Source organism: Streptomyces sp. NPDC093510 (genome assembly GCF_040683555.1).
Taxonomy (GTDB): domain Bacteria; phylum Actinomycetota; class Actinomycetes; order Streptomycetales; family Streptomycetaceae; genus Streptomyces.
In genome coordinates, this window is record NZ_JBFBEE010000018.1 from 17657 (window position 1) to 33713 (window position 16057).

General features: G+C 73.2%; 4 protein-coding genes. All 4 read right to left on the minus strand.

Going from position 1 to position 16057, the window contains the following annotated elements:
* Positions 1 to 26: 26 nt before the first annotated feature.
* The 4 genes from AB0N81_RS27470 to AB0N81_RS27485 all read right to left on the minus strand — a co-directional run bounded on the left by AB0N81_RS27470 (position 27) and on the right by AB0N81_RS27485 (position 16054).
* On the minus strand, positions 27 to 11333 hold the full coding sequence (locus AB0N81_RS27470; protein WP_365362807.1) for an SDR family NAD(P)-dependent oxidoreductase: 11307 nt from the start codon (positions 11331 to 11333) through the stop codon (positions 27 to 29).
* A 1-nt stretch (position 11334) separates the two neighbouring features.
* The gene (locus tag AB0N81_RS27475) at positions 11335 to 12627 is read right to left on the minus strand and encodes a type III PLP-dependent enzyme (protein ID WP_365362809.1); all 1293 of its coding nucleotides are present in this window, start codon (positions 12625 to 12627) and stop codon (positions 11335 to 11337) included.
* The gene (locus tag AB0N81_RS27480) at positions 12624 to 14147 is read right to left on the minus strand and encodes an AMP-binding protein (protein ID WP_365362811.1); all 1524 of its coding nucleotides are present in this window, start codon (positions 14145 to 14147) and stop codon (positions 12624 to 12626) included. Before AB0N81_RS27480 ends, AB0N81_RS27475 begins: the two co-directional genes overlap by 4 nt.
* A gap of 203 nt (positions 14148 to 14350) precedes the next feature.
* Complete coding sequence (locus tag AB0N81_RS27485; protein ID WP_365362813.1) at positions 14351 to 16054, minus strand: AMP-binding protein; 1704 nt, start codon at positions 16052 to 16054, stop codon at positions 14351 to 14353.
* Positions 16055 to 16057: the final 3 nt, after the last annotated feature.

Here is a 16057-nt window from a genome sequence, read left to right on the forward strand (position 1 = left end):
TCGTAGCGTCGTCGTCATAGGTGTCATCACTCGCGCCCGAACTCGCCGTCGAGAATCCCGAAGAGCTCGTCGGCGTCCGCGGCGGCCAACCGGTCGGCGCCGGCGTCGGTGCGGGCTTCGTCCGCGCCACCGGCGGCGGTCCAGTCCGAGGCCAGGGCACGCAGGCTCCCGCCGATCCGGGCACGGTCGACCGCCGCAAGCTCCGGCTCACCGGCCACCGCCGCGAGACGTGCCTTGAGTCCGGCGAGTTCGGTCTCGATCGCGCGAAGCGCCGCCGCACCGGTCTCCCGCGGCGCCAGCTGCTCACGGATGTGCTCCGCGAGCACCTCGCACGTGGGGTAGTCGAAGATCAGCGTCGCGGGCAGCCGCAGCCCCGTGGCCGGGTTCAGCCGGTTGCGCAGCTCCACGGCCGCCAGCGAGTCGAAGCCGAGGCCGCCGAACCCGCGCTCGGGGTCGACCGCTTCGGGCCCCGCGTGCCCGAGGACGGCTGCGACGTGCGTGCGCACGAGCTCGAGCACGACCGGAGTCCGCTCGCCGGGGGCGAGTTCGAGCAGCCGCTCCTTGAGGCCGGTGGCCGGTCCGGACGCGGCGCCCTCGGGGGTGGGGGCGCCGCGCCGGGCCTGTGGTGCGCGGACCAGGCCGCGCAGGATCGCGGGCAGCCGGCCGGCCGCGGACCGCTCCTGGAGGGCGCGTGCGTCGAACGGCACCGGCAGCACGTGGGCCGCCCCCGTGCCGAGCGCCGCGTCGAACAACTCCATGCCGTGTCCGGCCGCGAGCGCCTGCGGTCCGGTCCGCGCCACCCGCGCCACGTCGGCGCGGGTGAGGCCCGCCCCCATGCCGCCCGCCGACGGGTCCCACAGCCCCCAGGCGAGCGAGACGCCGGGCAGCCCGTGGGCCCGGCGATGCGCCGCGAGGGCGTCCAAGTAGGCGTTGGCGGCCGCGTAGTTGCCCTGGCCGGCACCGTCGAAGGTGGCCGCCGTCGAGGAGAACAGCACGAACGCGTCGAGCTGCCGGTCAGCGGTGAGCTCGTGCAGGTGACGGGCCGCGTCGGCCTTCACCGCGAGGACGGTCCGCAGGCGCTCCGGCGTGAGCGACGCGACGGTCGCGTCGTCGAGCACGCCCGCCGTGTGGACGACGGCGGTCACCGGGTCCGGGTGCCGCGCGAGCAGTCCGGCGAGCGCCTCGCGATCGCTCACGTCACAGGCGACGATGGCGACCTCCGCGCCCGACTCCTTGAGCTCGGCGGCGAGTTCACCGGCGCCGGGGGCGGCGGGGCCACCACGGCTGACGAGGAGCAGGCTGCGTACGCCGTGTACGGCCACCAGGTGGCGAGCGGTGAGCCCGCCCAGGGCTCCGGTGCCGCCGGTGATGAGGACTGTGCCTCCGGTGGACCAGGGGGCGGCCGGGGCGGCGGCCGCCGAGGTGGCGGCTGTCGGGGCGGCGGCTGTCGGGGCGGGGACACGGGCCAGCCGGGGTGCCGAGAACTCTCCGTCGCGCAGGGCGAGCTCGGGCTCGTCAGCGGCGAGGATCGCCCGCACGGGAAGGAGGTCAGCGGCATCAGCATCGACGTCAACATCGGCATCGGCGACCGTGTCCGTGTCCGTGTCCGTGTCCGTGTCCGTGTCCGTGTCCACCAGGACGATGCGGCCGGGGTTCTCGTCCTGCGCCGCCCGCACCAGACCGCGCACGGCGGCCTGCCCCGGATGGCTCACGTCCTCCCCGGGCCGCACGGCCACCGCCCCGCGCGTCACGACCACCAGCCGCTCCTCATCGGCATCGCCGGACTCGGCGAGCCACTTCTGAAGGCGTACGAGGGTGTCGCTGACGGAGTCGTAGGGCTCGGCGTGCGGCTCCGCGCCGGGGAAGCACCGTAGGACCGTGACCCGGCCGGCGCTGTCGCCGCTGTCGCCGCCATCGGTGCTCTCGGGGAGCGCCAAAGGCGTCCATTCGACGTGGTAGAGATCCCGCGTCGCGGTCGCCCGGAGGTCCTGCGCGTTCACGGGCCGCAGTGCGAGCGAGCCGATCGTGGCCACGGGTGCGCCCGCACTGTCGGCAAGCCGCAGCACCCACCCCGAACCACCGGGCGTGATCCGCACCCGCAACGCACCCGCCTGAGCCGCGTGCAAGGTGACATCGCTCCAGGAGAAGGGCAGTTCGGCTTCCTCACCCGCCTGCGGGCTCAGCCCGATGCCGTGCAGGGCGGCGTCGAGGAGCGCCGGATGCAGCCCAAAGCCGTCGGTCGCGGTGCCCTCCGGCAGGACGACCTCGGCGTAGACGTCGTCACCCGCACGCCAGGCAGCCTTCAGGCCCTGGAAGACAGGCCCGTACTCCAAACCGGACACCGCGAGATCCCCATACAGCGAGTCCACCGCGACCGGCTCCGCACCGGCCGGCGGCCACACCCCCAGATCGAAGTCCGCCTCCGGAACCCCGGCCACCAGCACACCCTCGGCATGCCGGGTCCACGGCACGTCCGCCGCGTCATCCGGACGCGAGTGGACACTCACGGCCCTGCGCCCGGCCTCATCGGCCTCGCCGACCTGGACCCGCAGCACCACCGCACCACGCTCGTCCACGACCAGCGGGGCATGGAGCGTCAGGTCCTCGACCGTTCCGCAGCCGACCTCGTCGCCGGCCCGCACCACCATCTCCACGACCGCCGCACCCGGCACCACAACCACGCCACCCACCGCATGATCCGCAAGCCACCCATGCGACATCAGCGACAGACGCCCGGTGAACAGCACCGCATCGGAGTCCGGAAGCTCAACCGCCGCCCCCAGCAAGGGATGACCGGTGGCGGCCTGGCCTGCCACCGACACATCGGCCCCACGGGGCTCACCGGCGTCCAGCCAGTAGCACTGCCGCTGGAAGGCGTACGTCGGCAGGTCCACCGGCGTGGCACCCGTACCGTCGAAGAAGGCCCGCCAGTCGACGGAGGCGCCGTGCAGGTGGAGACGAGTGATCGCTTCGGTCAGCGCCTGAGTCTCGGCCCGGTCCCGGCGCAGGGCCGGAACCAACGCGGCGTCGCTGTCGGTGAGGGTCTCGGCGGCCATCGCGGTCAGTACCGCGTCCGGGCCCACCTCCAGGAAGGCGCTCACACCCTGCCCAGTGAGGGTGTTCACCGCGTCGGCGAACCGGACCGTGCCGCGCACCTGCCGCACCCAGTACTCGGGGTCCGACAGTTCCTCGTACGAGAGGGCCTGACCCGTCAGCGTCGATACGAGCGACAGGCGCGGCCGCTCGTACGTGAGACCGGCAGCGACCTCACCGAACTCGGCCAGCATCGGCTCCATCAGGGATGAGTGGAAGGCGTGGCTGACCGTCAGCCGCTTCGCCTTGCGGCCCAACCCAGCGAAGTGCGCGGCCACTTGATCGACGGCAGACTCGACTCCCGAGATCACCAGGGAGGTGGGCCCGTTCACGGCGGCGATGTCGACCCCGTCGACCAGGGCGGCGCGCACCTCGTCCTCGGTGGCCTGCACGGCACACATCGCCCCGCCGGCCGGAAGGTCCTGCATCAGCCGGCCCCGAGCGCAGACCAGCCGGGCAGCGTCGTCCAGTGACCAGACCCCGGCAACGTAGGCGGCCGCCAGCTCACCTATGGAATGCCCGGCCAGCACATCAGCGCGCACGCCCCACGACTCGATGAGCCGAAACAGCGCCACCTCGAACGCGAACAGTGCGGGCTGCGTGAACCCGGTCTGATCCAAGACCTGCGCGTCCGCACCGAACACGACCTCGGCAAGCGGACGATCCAGGTGCACGTCCAGCGCGGCACACACCTCGTCCCACGCGGCAGCGAACACCGGGAAGGCGTCACACAACTCACGCCCCATCCCCAGACGCTGACTGCCCTGACCCGTCAGGACGATCCCCAACCGGCCGTCCGGATCAGCGATGTGCGAGTCCGCACGACCGTCTGCAATCGCCCGAAGCCCGTCCAGCAGACCATCCCGGTCCCCGGCCACCACACCGGCACGATGAGCGAACGCCGCCCGCTCAGTCGCCAACGACAACCCAACACCAGCCGGATCAACCTCCGACCGCTCACCCACGTACGACAGAAGCCGCGCCGCCTGATCCCCAACCGCCTCCGCCGTCTTCCCCGACAGCACCCAAGGAACAGCCACCAACTTCCGTCCCACAGAGGCCACTTCGTCCTCCAGGGGCGGAGCTTCCTCGACGACCACGTGGGCGTTGGTGCCGCTGATACCGAACGACGACACACCAGCCCGCCGCACCCGCTCCCCCGCACGCCCGGCCCGCCCGGCAGGCCACTCCCGCGCCTCTGTCAGCAGCCGCACCTCACCCGCAGCCCAGTCCACCTGCGAACTCGGCGCATCCACATGCAACGTCGCCGGAAGAACCTCATGCTGCATCGCCAGAACCATCTTCATGATCCCCGCGACACCAGCAGCAGCCTGCGTATGACCCAGATTCGACTTCACCGAACCCAGCCACAACGGCTCACCCCCCGACCGACCCTGCCCATACGTCGCCAGCAACGCCTGCGCCTCGATCGGGTCCCCGAGCCGCGTCCCGGTCCCATGGCCCTCGACCACATCCACATCACCGGCAGACACACCAGCCGCCGCCAGCGCCTGACGAATCACCCGCTGCTGCGAAGGACCATTCGGCGCCGTCAACTGGCTGCTCGCACCGTCCTGATTGACCGCCGAACCCCGCACCACCGCCAGCACCCGATGCCCGTTACGCCGCGCATCCGACAACCTCTCCAGGACCAGGACACCCACACCCTCGCCCCAACCCGTACCGTCCGCACCCTCCGCATACGCCTTGCACCGGCCATCCGCCGCAAGACCCCGCTGACGGCTGAAGTCCACGAAGGTGTCAGGGGTCGTCATCACCGTCACGCCGCCCGCCAGGGCCAGCGAGCACTCGCCACCCCTCAGCGCCTGCGCCGCCAAGTGCACCGACACCAGCGATGACGAACACGCCGTGTCCACCGACACCGCGGGACCCTCAAGACCCAACGCGTAGGCGACGCGGCCGGAGACGACGCTGCCGAGGCCGCCGTTGCCGAGGTAGCCCGCAAGCTCCTCCGGGACGTCGTGGAGCCGGGTGGCGAAGTCGTGGTACATGACGCCGGCGAAGACACCGGTGGCGCTGCCACGCACCGCGTCCGGGTCGATCCCGGCCCGCTCCAGAGCCTCCCACGACGTCTCCAGGAGCAGCCGCTGCTGCGGGTCCGTCGCCAGCGCCTCGCGCGGGCTGATCCCGAAGAAGTCCGCGTCGAACTCGGCAGCGCCGTCGAGGAATCCGCCCTCGTCGGAGTACGTCTTGCCGACGGCGTCCCGGTCGGGGTCGTAGGCCGCTCGCCAGGCCGGCCCACGGTCCTCGGGGAAGGCGGAGATCGCGTCGCCGCCCGTCGCGAGGAGGTCCCACAGACCTTCCGGCGAGGAGACCCCACCGGGGAAGCGGCACGCCATCCCGACGATCGCGACCGCCGCGTCGTCGTCGGCGGCGGCGGACACGGCCGCTCCGGGAGCCGCTCCCGGAGCCGCTCCGGCGGCCGGGTCCGAAGTCTGCGGCCCGTCCACCAGCTGCTCCCGCAGATAGCCGGCAAGGGCCTGGGTGTTCGGGTAGTCGAAGGTGAGCGTCGCCGGGAGGCGCAGGCCGGTGGCGACGCCGAGACGGTTGCGGAGTTCGACCGCGGCGAGCGAGTCGAACCCGAGCGTGCCGAAGCCGCGGGCCGGGTCGACCGCCTCGGGGCTCTCGTGGCCGAGGGCGGTCGCGACGTGCGTACGGACCACGGCCAGGAGGTGGCGTTCACGCTCGGCCTCGGGCAACACGGCAAGCTGCGCGCGGAGTTCGTGCGCGCCGCCGCCCGAGGTGCCGCTCGCGGCCGCGGCGCGCCGCGCCACGGAGGGGCGGGTGAGGCCGCGCAGGACGGCAGGCACACCGGACGATTCGGCCCTGCGGCCCAGCGCGTTCGTGTCAAGGCGCAGGCCCAGCAGGTGTGCCCGCTCCTCACGCAGGGCGGTGTCGAACATCGCGAGGCCCTGTGCCTCGGTGTGGGCGGGGGTTCCGGCGCGTGCCACGCGCGCCAGGTCCGCCTCGCTCAGCCCGGCTCCCATGCCGCCCGCCGACGGGTCCCACAGGCCCCAGGCCAGGGAGAGGCCCGGGAGGCCGAGGCCGCGGCGGTGCTGGGCGAGGGCGTCCAAGTAAGCGTTGGCGGCGGCGTAGTTGGCCTGGCCCGCGCCGTCGAAGGTGGCCGCCGCGGAGGAGAACAGCACGAACGCGTCCAAGTCCCTGTCCGCCGTCAGCTCGTGCAGCAGGCGTGCCGCGTCCGCCTTCGCGGCGAAGACCGTGCGCAGCCGCTCGGGCGTCTGCGCCAGGAAGGTCGCGTCGTCCAGGGCTCCCGCCGCGTGCACGACACCGCTCAGCCGGCCGCCGGTCGCCGCCACACCGTCCAGAAGGGCCGCGAGAGCCGCGCGGTCGGTCACGTCGCAGGCCGCGATGGTGACCTCCGCACCCAACTGGCCCAGATCGCGGTGGAGTTCCTCGGCGCCAGGGGCGTCGGGGCCACGACGGCTGACGAGCAGCAGGCTGCGTACGCCGTGCTCGGTCACCAGGTGACGGGCGACCGCCGCGCCCAGCCCGCCGGTACCGCCCGTCACGAGGACCGTTCCGCCCTCACGCCCTCCGGCGAAGAAGGAGGCGGAGGCGGAGGCGGAGGGCGAGGCGGAGGCGGAGGGCGAGGGCGAGAGCCGGAACGGGGATGACTCGTCGTCCGGCACCGTGACCGTACGCACCAGGCGCGGCACGTACACGCGCCCCTCGCGCAGCGCCAGCTCCGGCTCGTCCGCGACAAGGGCGCCCACGACGCCCACGGCATCCACGACACCGGCCCCCGAGACGCCGGCCCCCGCGATGTCCACGAGCACGACTCGGTCCGGGTGTTCGGCCTGCGCGGCCCGCACCAGTCCTCGTACCGCCGCCTGTTCCAGGGCCACCGCCTCGACGCTCTCGCCGGGCAGCACGGCTGCCGCGCCCCGCGTCACCACGGCGAGGCGGCTCTCCGGAGCGCGCCCGTCGTCGTCCGCCAGCCACTGCTGTACGCGGCCGAGCACAGCGGCGAGCGGATCCTCGTCCGGCACGTCGAAGACGACGACCGCCCCCGGCGTGACCTGCATGTCCCGGGAGTCCCGAACGTCCCGGGTACCCAGGGCATCCTGCGAGACCTGCGTCCACTCCACGTGGTGGAGCGGCAGGCCGGGGCCGCCCGCGAGCTGCCGCGCGTCCAGCGGACGCAGCGCCAGTGAGCCAACGGTCGCGACCGGCGAACCCGCGGTGTCGGTCAGGTGCATCGTGACGGCGGACGATGTGCCCGGCGTCGGCGTCACCCGCACCCTCAGCTCCCGCGCGCCGGAAGCGTGGAACACAACGTCCGTCCAGGAGAACGGCAGCTCCGTGCCGCGTGCGTCCTCGTCCACGCCGATGACGTGCAGCGCCGCGTCGAGCAGCGCGGGATGCACGGCGTATCCGTCGGTGTCGACACCGTCGTCCAGCGCGACCTCGGCGTACATCTCGTCGCCGCGCCGCCAGGCCGCACGGAGTCCCTGGAAGGCGGGCCCGTAGCCGTACCCCTGGGCGCTCATGCGCTCGTACGCGTCCTCGACGGGGATGGTCTCCGCGCCCGCGGGCGGCCAGCTCCCGCCCTGCCCGGCCCCGCCCGGCCCGGTCCCGCCCTGCCCGGTCCCGCCCTGCCCGGTCCCGGCGTCGCCGTCCCGGGCCCCGCCGGCCCGCAGCGAACCCACCGCGTGCCGAGTCCATTCGGCTTCGCCCGCACGGGAGTACACGCCCAGCGCGCGCCGGCCACCGGCGTCCGGCTCCTCGACCACGATCTGGAACTCGACGCCCGCGCCGTCCGGTTCGAGCACGAGCGGCGCCTGGAGCGTCAGCTCCTCCAGTACGTCGCAGCCGACCGCGTCCCCGGCCCGCACCGCGAGCTCCACGAACCCGGTGCCGGGCAGCAGTACCGTCCCGCCCATCGCGTGATCGGCCAGCCACGGCTGCGCGGCGACCGAGAGCCGCCCGGTCAGGACGAGCCGCTCCGCACCCGGCGCGGAACCCGCCACGGTCACGACGGCACCGAGCAGCGGGTGCCCGGCGGAGGCGAGCCCGAGCGCGCCGGCATCGGCTTCGGCGTCGGCGGCAGAGGCGTCCATCCAGTAGCGCTGCCGCTGGAAGGCGTACGTCGGCAGGTCCACCGGCGTGGCACCCGTACCGTCGAAGAAGGCCCGCCAGTCGACGGCCACACCGTGCGCGTACAGCCGGGTCACCGCTTCGGTCAGCGTCCGGGCCTCACCGCGGTCCTTCCGCAGCCCCGGTACCACCACGGCTTCCATTCCGGTGAGGGTCTCGGCGGCCATCGCGGTCAGCACCGCGTCCGGGCCCACCTCCAGAAGAGTGCTGACGCCCGTCGCGGCGATCGTCCCGACGGCGTCGCCGAACCGCACGGCACCGCGCGCGTGCCGCACCCAGTACTCGGGGTCCGACAGCTCCTCGTACGTCAGCACCTGCCCGGTCAGCGTGGACACGAGGGTGACGGAGGGCGGCGCGTACTCGATGACCTGCGCGTACTGCCGGAACTCGGCGAGCATCGGCTCCATCAGCGAGGAGTGGAAGGCGTGGCTGACCGTCAGCCGCTTCACCTTGCGACCCAACTCGCGGAAGTACGCGGCGACTTCATTCACGGCAGCCTCGCTACCGGAAATCACTACAGAGGCGGGCCCGTTCACGGCGGCGATGTCGACCCCATCGACGAGAGCCGCCCGCACCTCGTCCTCACCGGCCTGCACCGCACACATCGCCCCGCCAGAAGGCAGGCCCTGCATCAGCCGGCCCCGCGCACACACCAGCAACGCCGCGTCGTCCAGCGACCAGACCCCGGCGACATAGGCGGCGACCAACTCGCCCACCGAGTGCCCGGCGAGCACCTCCGCCCGCACACCCCATGACTCGATGAGCCGGAACAGCGCCACCTCGAACGCGAACAGTGCGGGCTGCGTGAACCCAGTCTCATCCAACACCTGCGCGTCCGCACCGAACACGACCTCGGCAAGCGGCCGATCCAAGTGCACGTCGAGCGCGGCACACACCTCGTCCCACGCGGCAGCGAACACCGGGAAGGCGTCACACAACTCACGCCCCATCCCCAGACGCTGGCTGCCCTGACCCGTCAGGACGACCCCCAACCGGCCGTCCGCATCGGCGATGTGCGAGTCCGCACGACCGTGAGCAATCGCCCGCAGCCCGTCCAGCAGACCATCCCGGTCCCCGGCCACCACACCGGCACGATGAGCGAACGCCGCCCGCTCAGTCGCCAACGACAACCCAACACCAGCCGGATCAACCTCCGACCGCTCACCCACGTACGACAGAAGCCGCGCCGCCTGATCCCGAACCGCCTCCGCCGTCTTCCCCGACAGCACCCACGGAACGACCACCAACTCGCGCTCCACAGAAGCAACTTCGCCCTCCATGGGCGGAGCTTCCTCGACGATCACGTGGGCGTTGGTGCCGCTGATACCGAAGGACGAGACACCGGCCCGCCGCACCCGCTCCCCGGCCCGCCCGGCAGGCCACTCCCGTGCCTCCGTCAGCAGCCGCACCTCACCCGAGCCCCAGTCCACCTGCGAACTCGGCGCATCCACATGCAATGTCGCCGGAAGAGTCTCGTGCTGCATCGCCAAGACCATCTTCATGATCCCCGCGACACCAGCAGCCGCCTGCGTATGACCCAGATTCGACTTCACCGAACCCAGCCACAACGGCTCAGCCCCCGCCCGACCCTGCCCATACGTGGCCAACAGCGCCTGCGCCTCGATCGGGTCGCCAAGCCGCGTCCCGGTCCCATGCCCCTCGACCACATCCACGTCGGCCGACGTCAGCCGTGCCGACGCCAGCGCCTGTTCGATGAGGCGCCGCTGGGAAGGCCCGTTGGGGGCCGTCAGACCGTTGCTCGCGCCGTCCTGGTTGACCGCGGAGCCGCGCAGCACCGCCAGCACGCGATGCCCGTTGCGCCTCGCATCCGACAACTTCTCCAGGACCAGGACACCCACGCCCTCGCCCCAGCCCGTGCCGTCCGCACCCTCCGCGTATGCCTTGCACCGACCGTCCGCGGAGAGGCCCCGCTGCCGGCTGAAGGCCGTGAACGTACCCGGGCTCGACATCACCGAGACGCCGCCCGCCAGGGCCAGCGAGCACTCGCCGCCGCGCAGCGCCTGCGCCGCCAGGTGCAGGGCCACCAGCGACGAGGAGCAGGCCGTGTCGACGGTGAGGGTGGGGCCTTCCAGGCCGAGCGCGTAGGCGATCCGGCCTGAGATGACGCTGGTCGTGCTGCCGGTGAGGAGGTAGCCCTCGTAACCGGCGGGCGCCTGGTGGAGGAGCGGTCCGTACTCCTGCGGCTCGGCCCCGATGAAGACGCCGGTCGCGGTGGAACGCACCGTGTCCGGATCGATTCCGGCCCGCTCCAGGGCCTCCCAGGACGTCTCCAGGGTCAGCCGCTGCTGCGGGTCCATCGCGGCGGCCTCCCGCGGGCTGATCCCGAAGAAGTCCGCGTCGAACTCGGCGGCACCGTAAAGGAATCCGCCCGCGCGGGCGTACGTCTTGCCGGGCGCGTCCGGGTCCGGGTCGTACAGGCCCGCCACGTCCCAGCCGCGGTCGGCCGGCAGCGCGCCGATGGCGTCGCCGCCGGAGGCGATCAGGTCCCAGAGTTCCTCGGGCGAGGTGATGTCGCCGGGGTAGCGGCAGGCCATGCCGACGATCGCGACCGGCTCATCGGAGGCGTCGGCCCCGGACAGCGAGGGCATCGCATCCTCGCGCGTCGCGGCCCCAGGCATCGCATCCCCGCGCCTCGCGGCCCCGGAGGCCACGACCACGTGAGCCGCCTCCCGCGGGTCCACACCGAGCACCGTCCTCATCAGCTCCTGCGCGAGCGCCTGCGCCGACGGGTGGTCGAACGCCACGGACGCGGGCAGTTCGGCGCCGGTCGCCTCGGTCAGCCGCCGCTGGAGGTCGACCATCGCGAGCGAGTCGAAGCCGAGACGCAGGAAGGGCAGGGCCGGGTCGAGGGGCACGGACGGCTCGCGGTCGGCGGCACGCAGCGACGCGGCGGCCTCGCGCAGGACCAGGCCGCGCAGCCGCCGGAACTGCTCCGCCACCGGCAGACCGGCCAGCTCCGCCCGGAAGTGCTCCGGTGTCTGCGCCGCATCCCGCGCCGGGATCTGCGCCGCATCCCGCGCCGGGATCTGCGCCGCTTCCCGCCCCGGGATCTGCGCCGGGAACTCTGAGGACTCGTTCATGTCACTTGGCTCCGCTGTCGATGGCCACGCGGGACGAGGTCAGGCGGGTGGCGGAGACGACCTCGCCGCCGCGGACCAGGACCTCCGTGGGGGCCGGGCGGCCGAGGAAGTGCGTCAGGCTCGCCGTCAGGCCGTACGCGCCGACGTTCGGGACGGCGAGTACGTCGCCCGGTGCGGGCACGGGCAGCCGCGCCGACCGTGCGAGCAGATCGCCCGGGGTGCAGAGCGGGCCCGCGAGCGAGACGGCAGTCTCCGTGCCCGCGCCGCCCACGCCGCCCACGCCGCCCACGCCGCCCGCACCGCCCGCGCCTCCCGCGCCGCCCGCCACCGGTTCGACGGCGAGCGGCAGCAGCCTGCCGAGGCCCGCCATGCCGCCCAGCGTGTTGATGCCCGCGTCGAGGATCGCGAAGGTCTTGCCGCGGCTGTGCTTGACGTTGGTCACCGAGGTGAGCAGTCGGCCGCTGTCGCCGACGAGATGGCGGCCCGACTCGCAGGCGATCTCCAGGCCGCCGTCGCGCCACCGCGGCAGGTGCGTGTCGAGGGCCTTCTCCAGGGCGGCGCGCAGACCGGCGTACACGGGCCGCTCGCCGGGTACGGAGTACGGTGCGCCGAATCCGCCGCCGATGTCCAGCACGTCCAGGGGCAGGCCGAGTTCGGCCTCCAGTGCCGCGGCGGTGGCGATCGTCGCGGTGAACTCGGCGATGAGGCTGTCCTCGTCGCGGGAATTGCTCAGCGGGAAGAAGTGCGCGCCCAGGACGCGGACGCCCTCGACCTCGCGGAGTTCCGGCAGCACGCCGGGGAGCGTCTCGGCGTCGAAGCCGAACTGGGAGGCCGTGCCGGTCATACGGATGCTGGTGGTCGCGGCGGCGTCCGTCGCGTTGACGCGGATCAGCACCCGGGCCTCGACCCCGTGACGCACGGCGGTGGCGCCGAGCCTGCGCAGGTCGCCCGGCGACTCGACGGAGAAGGTCCGCACACCGCGGGTGAGCGCGTCCGTGAGCTCGTCGGAGGTCTTGCCGGGGCCCGAGTAGAGGATGGTCTCCGGCGCGTGGCCGGCCTCGACGGCGGCGGCGAGTTCACCGGTCGAGCACACCTCCGCGCGGCAGGGGCGTTCGCCCTCGCGCAGGGCCCGTACGAGGCCGGGGTGCGGGTTGGCCTTGAGCGAGTAGTACAGCGTGAAACCGTCGGGCAGCGCGGCCATGAGGTCGTCGCGGGCGGCGGCGACCCGGTCGAGGTCGTACACGTACAGCGGGGAGCCGTAGCGCTCCACCAGGTCACGGTCGGTGAGGGTCATCGCGCGGCCTGCTCCCCCGCGTCGAGCATCGCTTCGAGCTGCTGCTTGGAGTTCTTGCCGTTGGAGTTCAGCGGGAAGGAGTCGATGACGCGGCACAGCGACGGCACCTTCACCGCCTCCAGGCGGTCGGCGAGTTCGCGCAGCACGGCCTGCGGGGTCAGGCTGTCCGACTCGATGAAGATCATCAGGTCCCGGCCCTCGGCCGGCTTGAGCACGGCGGCGTTGCGCACGCCGGGTACGTCCATCGCGGCGGCCTCGATCTCGATGGTCGACACCCGCATGCCCTTGCGCTTGAACATGTCGTCGCGGCGGCCCTCGAAGTAGAGGTAGCCGTCCTCGTCGAGGTGTCCGTAGTCGCCGGTGTGCAGGCGGGTGGCGCCGGTGGCCGGGTCGGTGCGGAAGGTGCGCGCGGTGATCTCGGGCAGCTCCCAGTACCCGGCCATGACGTGCGGTCCGGTGACGGTTATCTCGCCGCTGGTGCCCGCCGGGACCTCGTTCCCGTCCTCGTCCAGGACGGCGACGCGGGTGCCGGGGATGGGGCGGCCGCTGGAGCCGGGGCGTTCGTGGTCCTCGTCGGGCGGCATGACGGTGATGCGCTTGCACTCGGTGATGCCGTACATCCGCACCACGCGGGCGCCCGGGTAGGTGCGCCACAATCCCTCGATGACGCGCTGCTCCAGTGCCGCGCCGGTGCTGGTGAACATGCGCAGGCTCGTCTCGCCCGGGTCGCGTTCGGCGAGGCGGATCAGCGGGCCGCCCAGGGACGGCACCATCGGCAGGACGGTCGCGCCGGTCTCGCGGATGAGCGTGTACAGCTTCGCGTCGGCTTCGCTGTCGGCGAGGTGGAGCCTCGCGCCCGACAGCGCGCACAGCAGCACCTGGAAGAGGCCGTAGTCGAAGGAGAGCGGTACGCGGACGAAGACGGTGTCGTCGGCGCGGTAGCCGAGGACCTGGTTGATGGAGTCCGCGGCGAAGGTCATCTGGGCGTGCGGGCAGATGATGCCCTTGGGCGTGGACGTGGATCCCGAGGTGTAGATGAGCACGCCGGGCGCGTCGGCCGGCGGGCGCCCGGTGTCCGCGAGGCGCGCGCCGGGCGCCAACTCGCCCCACAGCACGCCGACTTCGTGCACGCTCCGGTCGGTGAGCGCGCGCACGGCGTCGCCCGCGCCGTCCGTGACGACCACCAGGCGCGGCGCGCAGTCGGCGAGCACGGCCCGGAGGTGGAAGTCCTTCATCTCCGTACTGAGCGGCACGAGTGCGGCGCCGCAGCGTGAGGCGGCGTACAGGAGCGCCACGGACTCGCGGACGTTCGGCAGCCGCACGACGACCCGGTCACCGGGCAGCACACCCTGCGCGCGCAGCCAGACGGCCGCCTCGTGGCTCTTGTCGACGAGGGTCCGCCAGGTCCACTCGTCGCGGGAGTCGGCGACGGCGACGGCGTCCGGCCGCGCGGTGGCCGTGGCGTCGAGCAGGTCGTGCAGGAGCCGGGGGGTGCTGTGGTCGGTGTCAGGGGCGTCCACGGGCTTCTCCTTGTCAGCCTTTGTCAGGCTCTATCAAGCTATTTCGGGCTCTCTAGAGCCGACGGTTCTCTGCGGTCTTGCTCAGTGCGGGGTTTGTGCGTACGAGGGGCTGCGTGTACGAGCTGTCGTACGGCGAGGCGTGGTGCGGGGGAAGGGGTGCGGGGGGAAGGGGTGCCGGGGGGAAGGGGTGCCGGGGGGCCGGGTCAGCGGCGGGTCCCGCCGCCGTCCAGGAGAATGGCCGCGAGCTCCTTGAGCGCCGTCCGGTCGGTCTTGCGGTTGGCGTTCAGCGGGAACTCGTCCAGGTGGTGCAGGAGGCGGGGCACGGTGGCCGCGGGCAGTTCCTCGGCCAGGTGCCTGGCGAGCACGGCCGGGCTCTCGCGGCGGCCGGTGTAGAACCCGGCGAGCTGGTGGCCGCCGCCCGGTGCCGTCTCGACGGCGACGACGACCGCGTCCTCCACGCCGTCGAGCCCGCGCAGGCTGTGCCCGACCTCGGCGGGCTCCACGCGCCAGCCGTTGACCTGGGCCTGGTCGTCGGCGCGGCCGAGGTAGGCGATCTCGCCGTCGGCGTAGCGGCGTACGCGATCGCCGGTGCGGTAGTAGCGGCGGCCCGCCCGCTCCACGAACCGGCCCTCGTCCTCGGCCGGGTCGAGGTACCCGGAGAACATCTGCGGCCCGGTGACGCACAGTTCGCCCTCGACGGCACCGTCACCGGCTGCCGGGGCGGCGGCGTCCGTTCCGCCGGGCGCGAGCAGTACGGCGTCGAGGGTGTCGTGCAGGGTGCCGATGGGCACGGCCCCGTTCACGTACCGCTCGTCGGGGGTGTCCGGCGCGAGGCGGTGCGCGGTGACGGTGATGGTGAGTTCGGTGGGGCCGTAGAGGTTCTCGACCGCGGAGGCCGGTGCGGCCGCCTGCCACTCATCGGCGTCCTTGCGGTGCAGTACGTCGCCCGCGAACAGGCTCCAGCGCAGTCCGGGCAGGGCGCCGGGGGCGAGTGCCCCGGCGCGCCGGGCGAGCGCGATGGCACCGGGGGTGGAGAACCACACGGTCACCTGCTGCTCCGCGAGGTACGCCGGCAGTGAGTGGTAGGCCCGCGCGGACAGCGGCACCACGCAGCCGCCCGCGCCCCACGCGCAGAACAGGTCGAACATCGCGCAGTCGAAGGTGAGGTCGAAGGTCTGCGTGAAGACGTCGTCGGGTCCGAAGCCGTAACGGGCGTCGAGCGTACGGAAGTAGCTGTCGGTGGCACCGTGCGTGGTGGGCACGCCCTTGGGGCGGCCGGTGGAGCCGGAGGTGAAGAGGATGTACGCGATGTCCTCGTGGCGCACCTCCCGGGGCGCGAGGAGCGCGGTGCCCGCGGGCGCCCGGGTGAGGACGTCCGGCCCGGTGCGGTCCGTCCCGTTGCGGTCCGTCCCGGTGCGGTCCGTCCCTGCCGCGGACGGCGCGAGGACCGGGACGCCGGGTCCTGGTTCCGGCAGGGCGTCGAGGGCGGCGAGACCGTGCCGGTCGGCGATCACCGCGTCGACGGCGGCGGCTTCGAGGACGGCCCGGTTGCGGGCTGCCGGGAATCCGGGGTGCATCGGGACGGCGGCGGCCCCCAGGTAGAGGGCGGCCAGCAGGCCGACGTACGCCTCTTCGCTCTTCGTCGCGAGGACCGCGACCGTGCGCGGGAGTTCCTCCGTGGCGTGGGCGAGCGCCCCGGCCCAGGCGAGCGCCTTGGCGTGCGCTTCGGCGTACGTCACCTCGTGGCCGTCGACGCGGAAGGCGGGGCGGTGCGGCGCGACGGCGAGGCCGCGCAGGAAACGTCCGTGCAAGGGGGCGCCGGCGGCGTCCGGTGTGCCGGCGCCCCAGGGTATGTCCGCGGCGTCGGCGCTGCCGGGGCCGCGACTGTCCGCTGTGGTGGTACTCATTGC

What these genes read in the sequence shown, in the direction of transcription:
- AB0N81_RS27485 (WP_365362813.1), bottom strand. Translation starts at nt 16,054, where the DNA reads ATGAGTACCACCACAGCGGACAGTCGCGGCCCCGGCAGCGCCGACGCC.
- AB0N81_RS27475 (WP_365362809.1), bottom strand. Translation starts at nt 12,627, where the DNA reads ATGACCCTCACCGACCGTGACCTGGTGGAGCGCTACGGCTCCCCGCTG.
- AB0N81_RS27470 (WP_365362807.1), bottom strand. Translation starts at nt 11,333, where the DNA reads ATGAACGAGTCCTCAGAGTTCCCGGCGCAGATCCCGGGGCGGGAAGCG.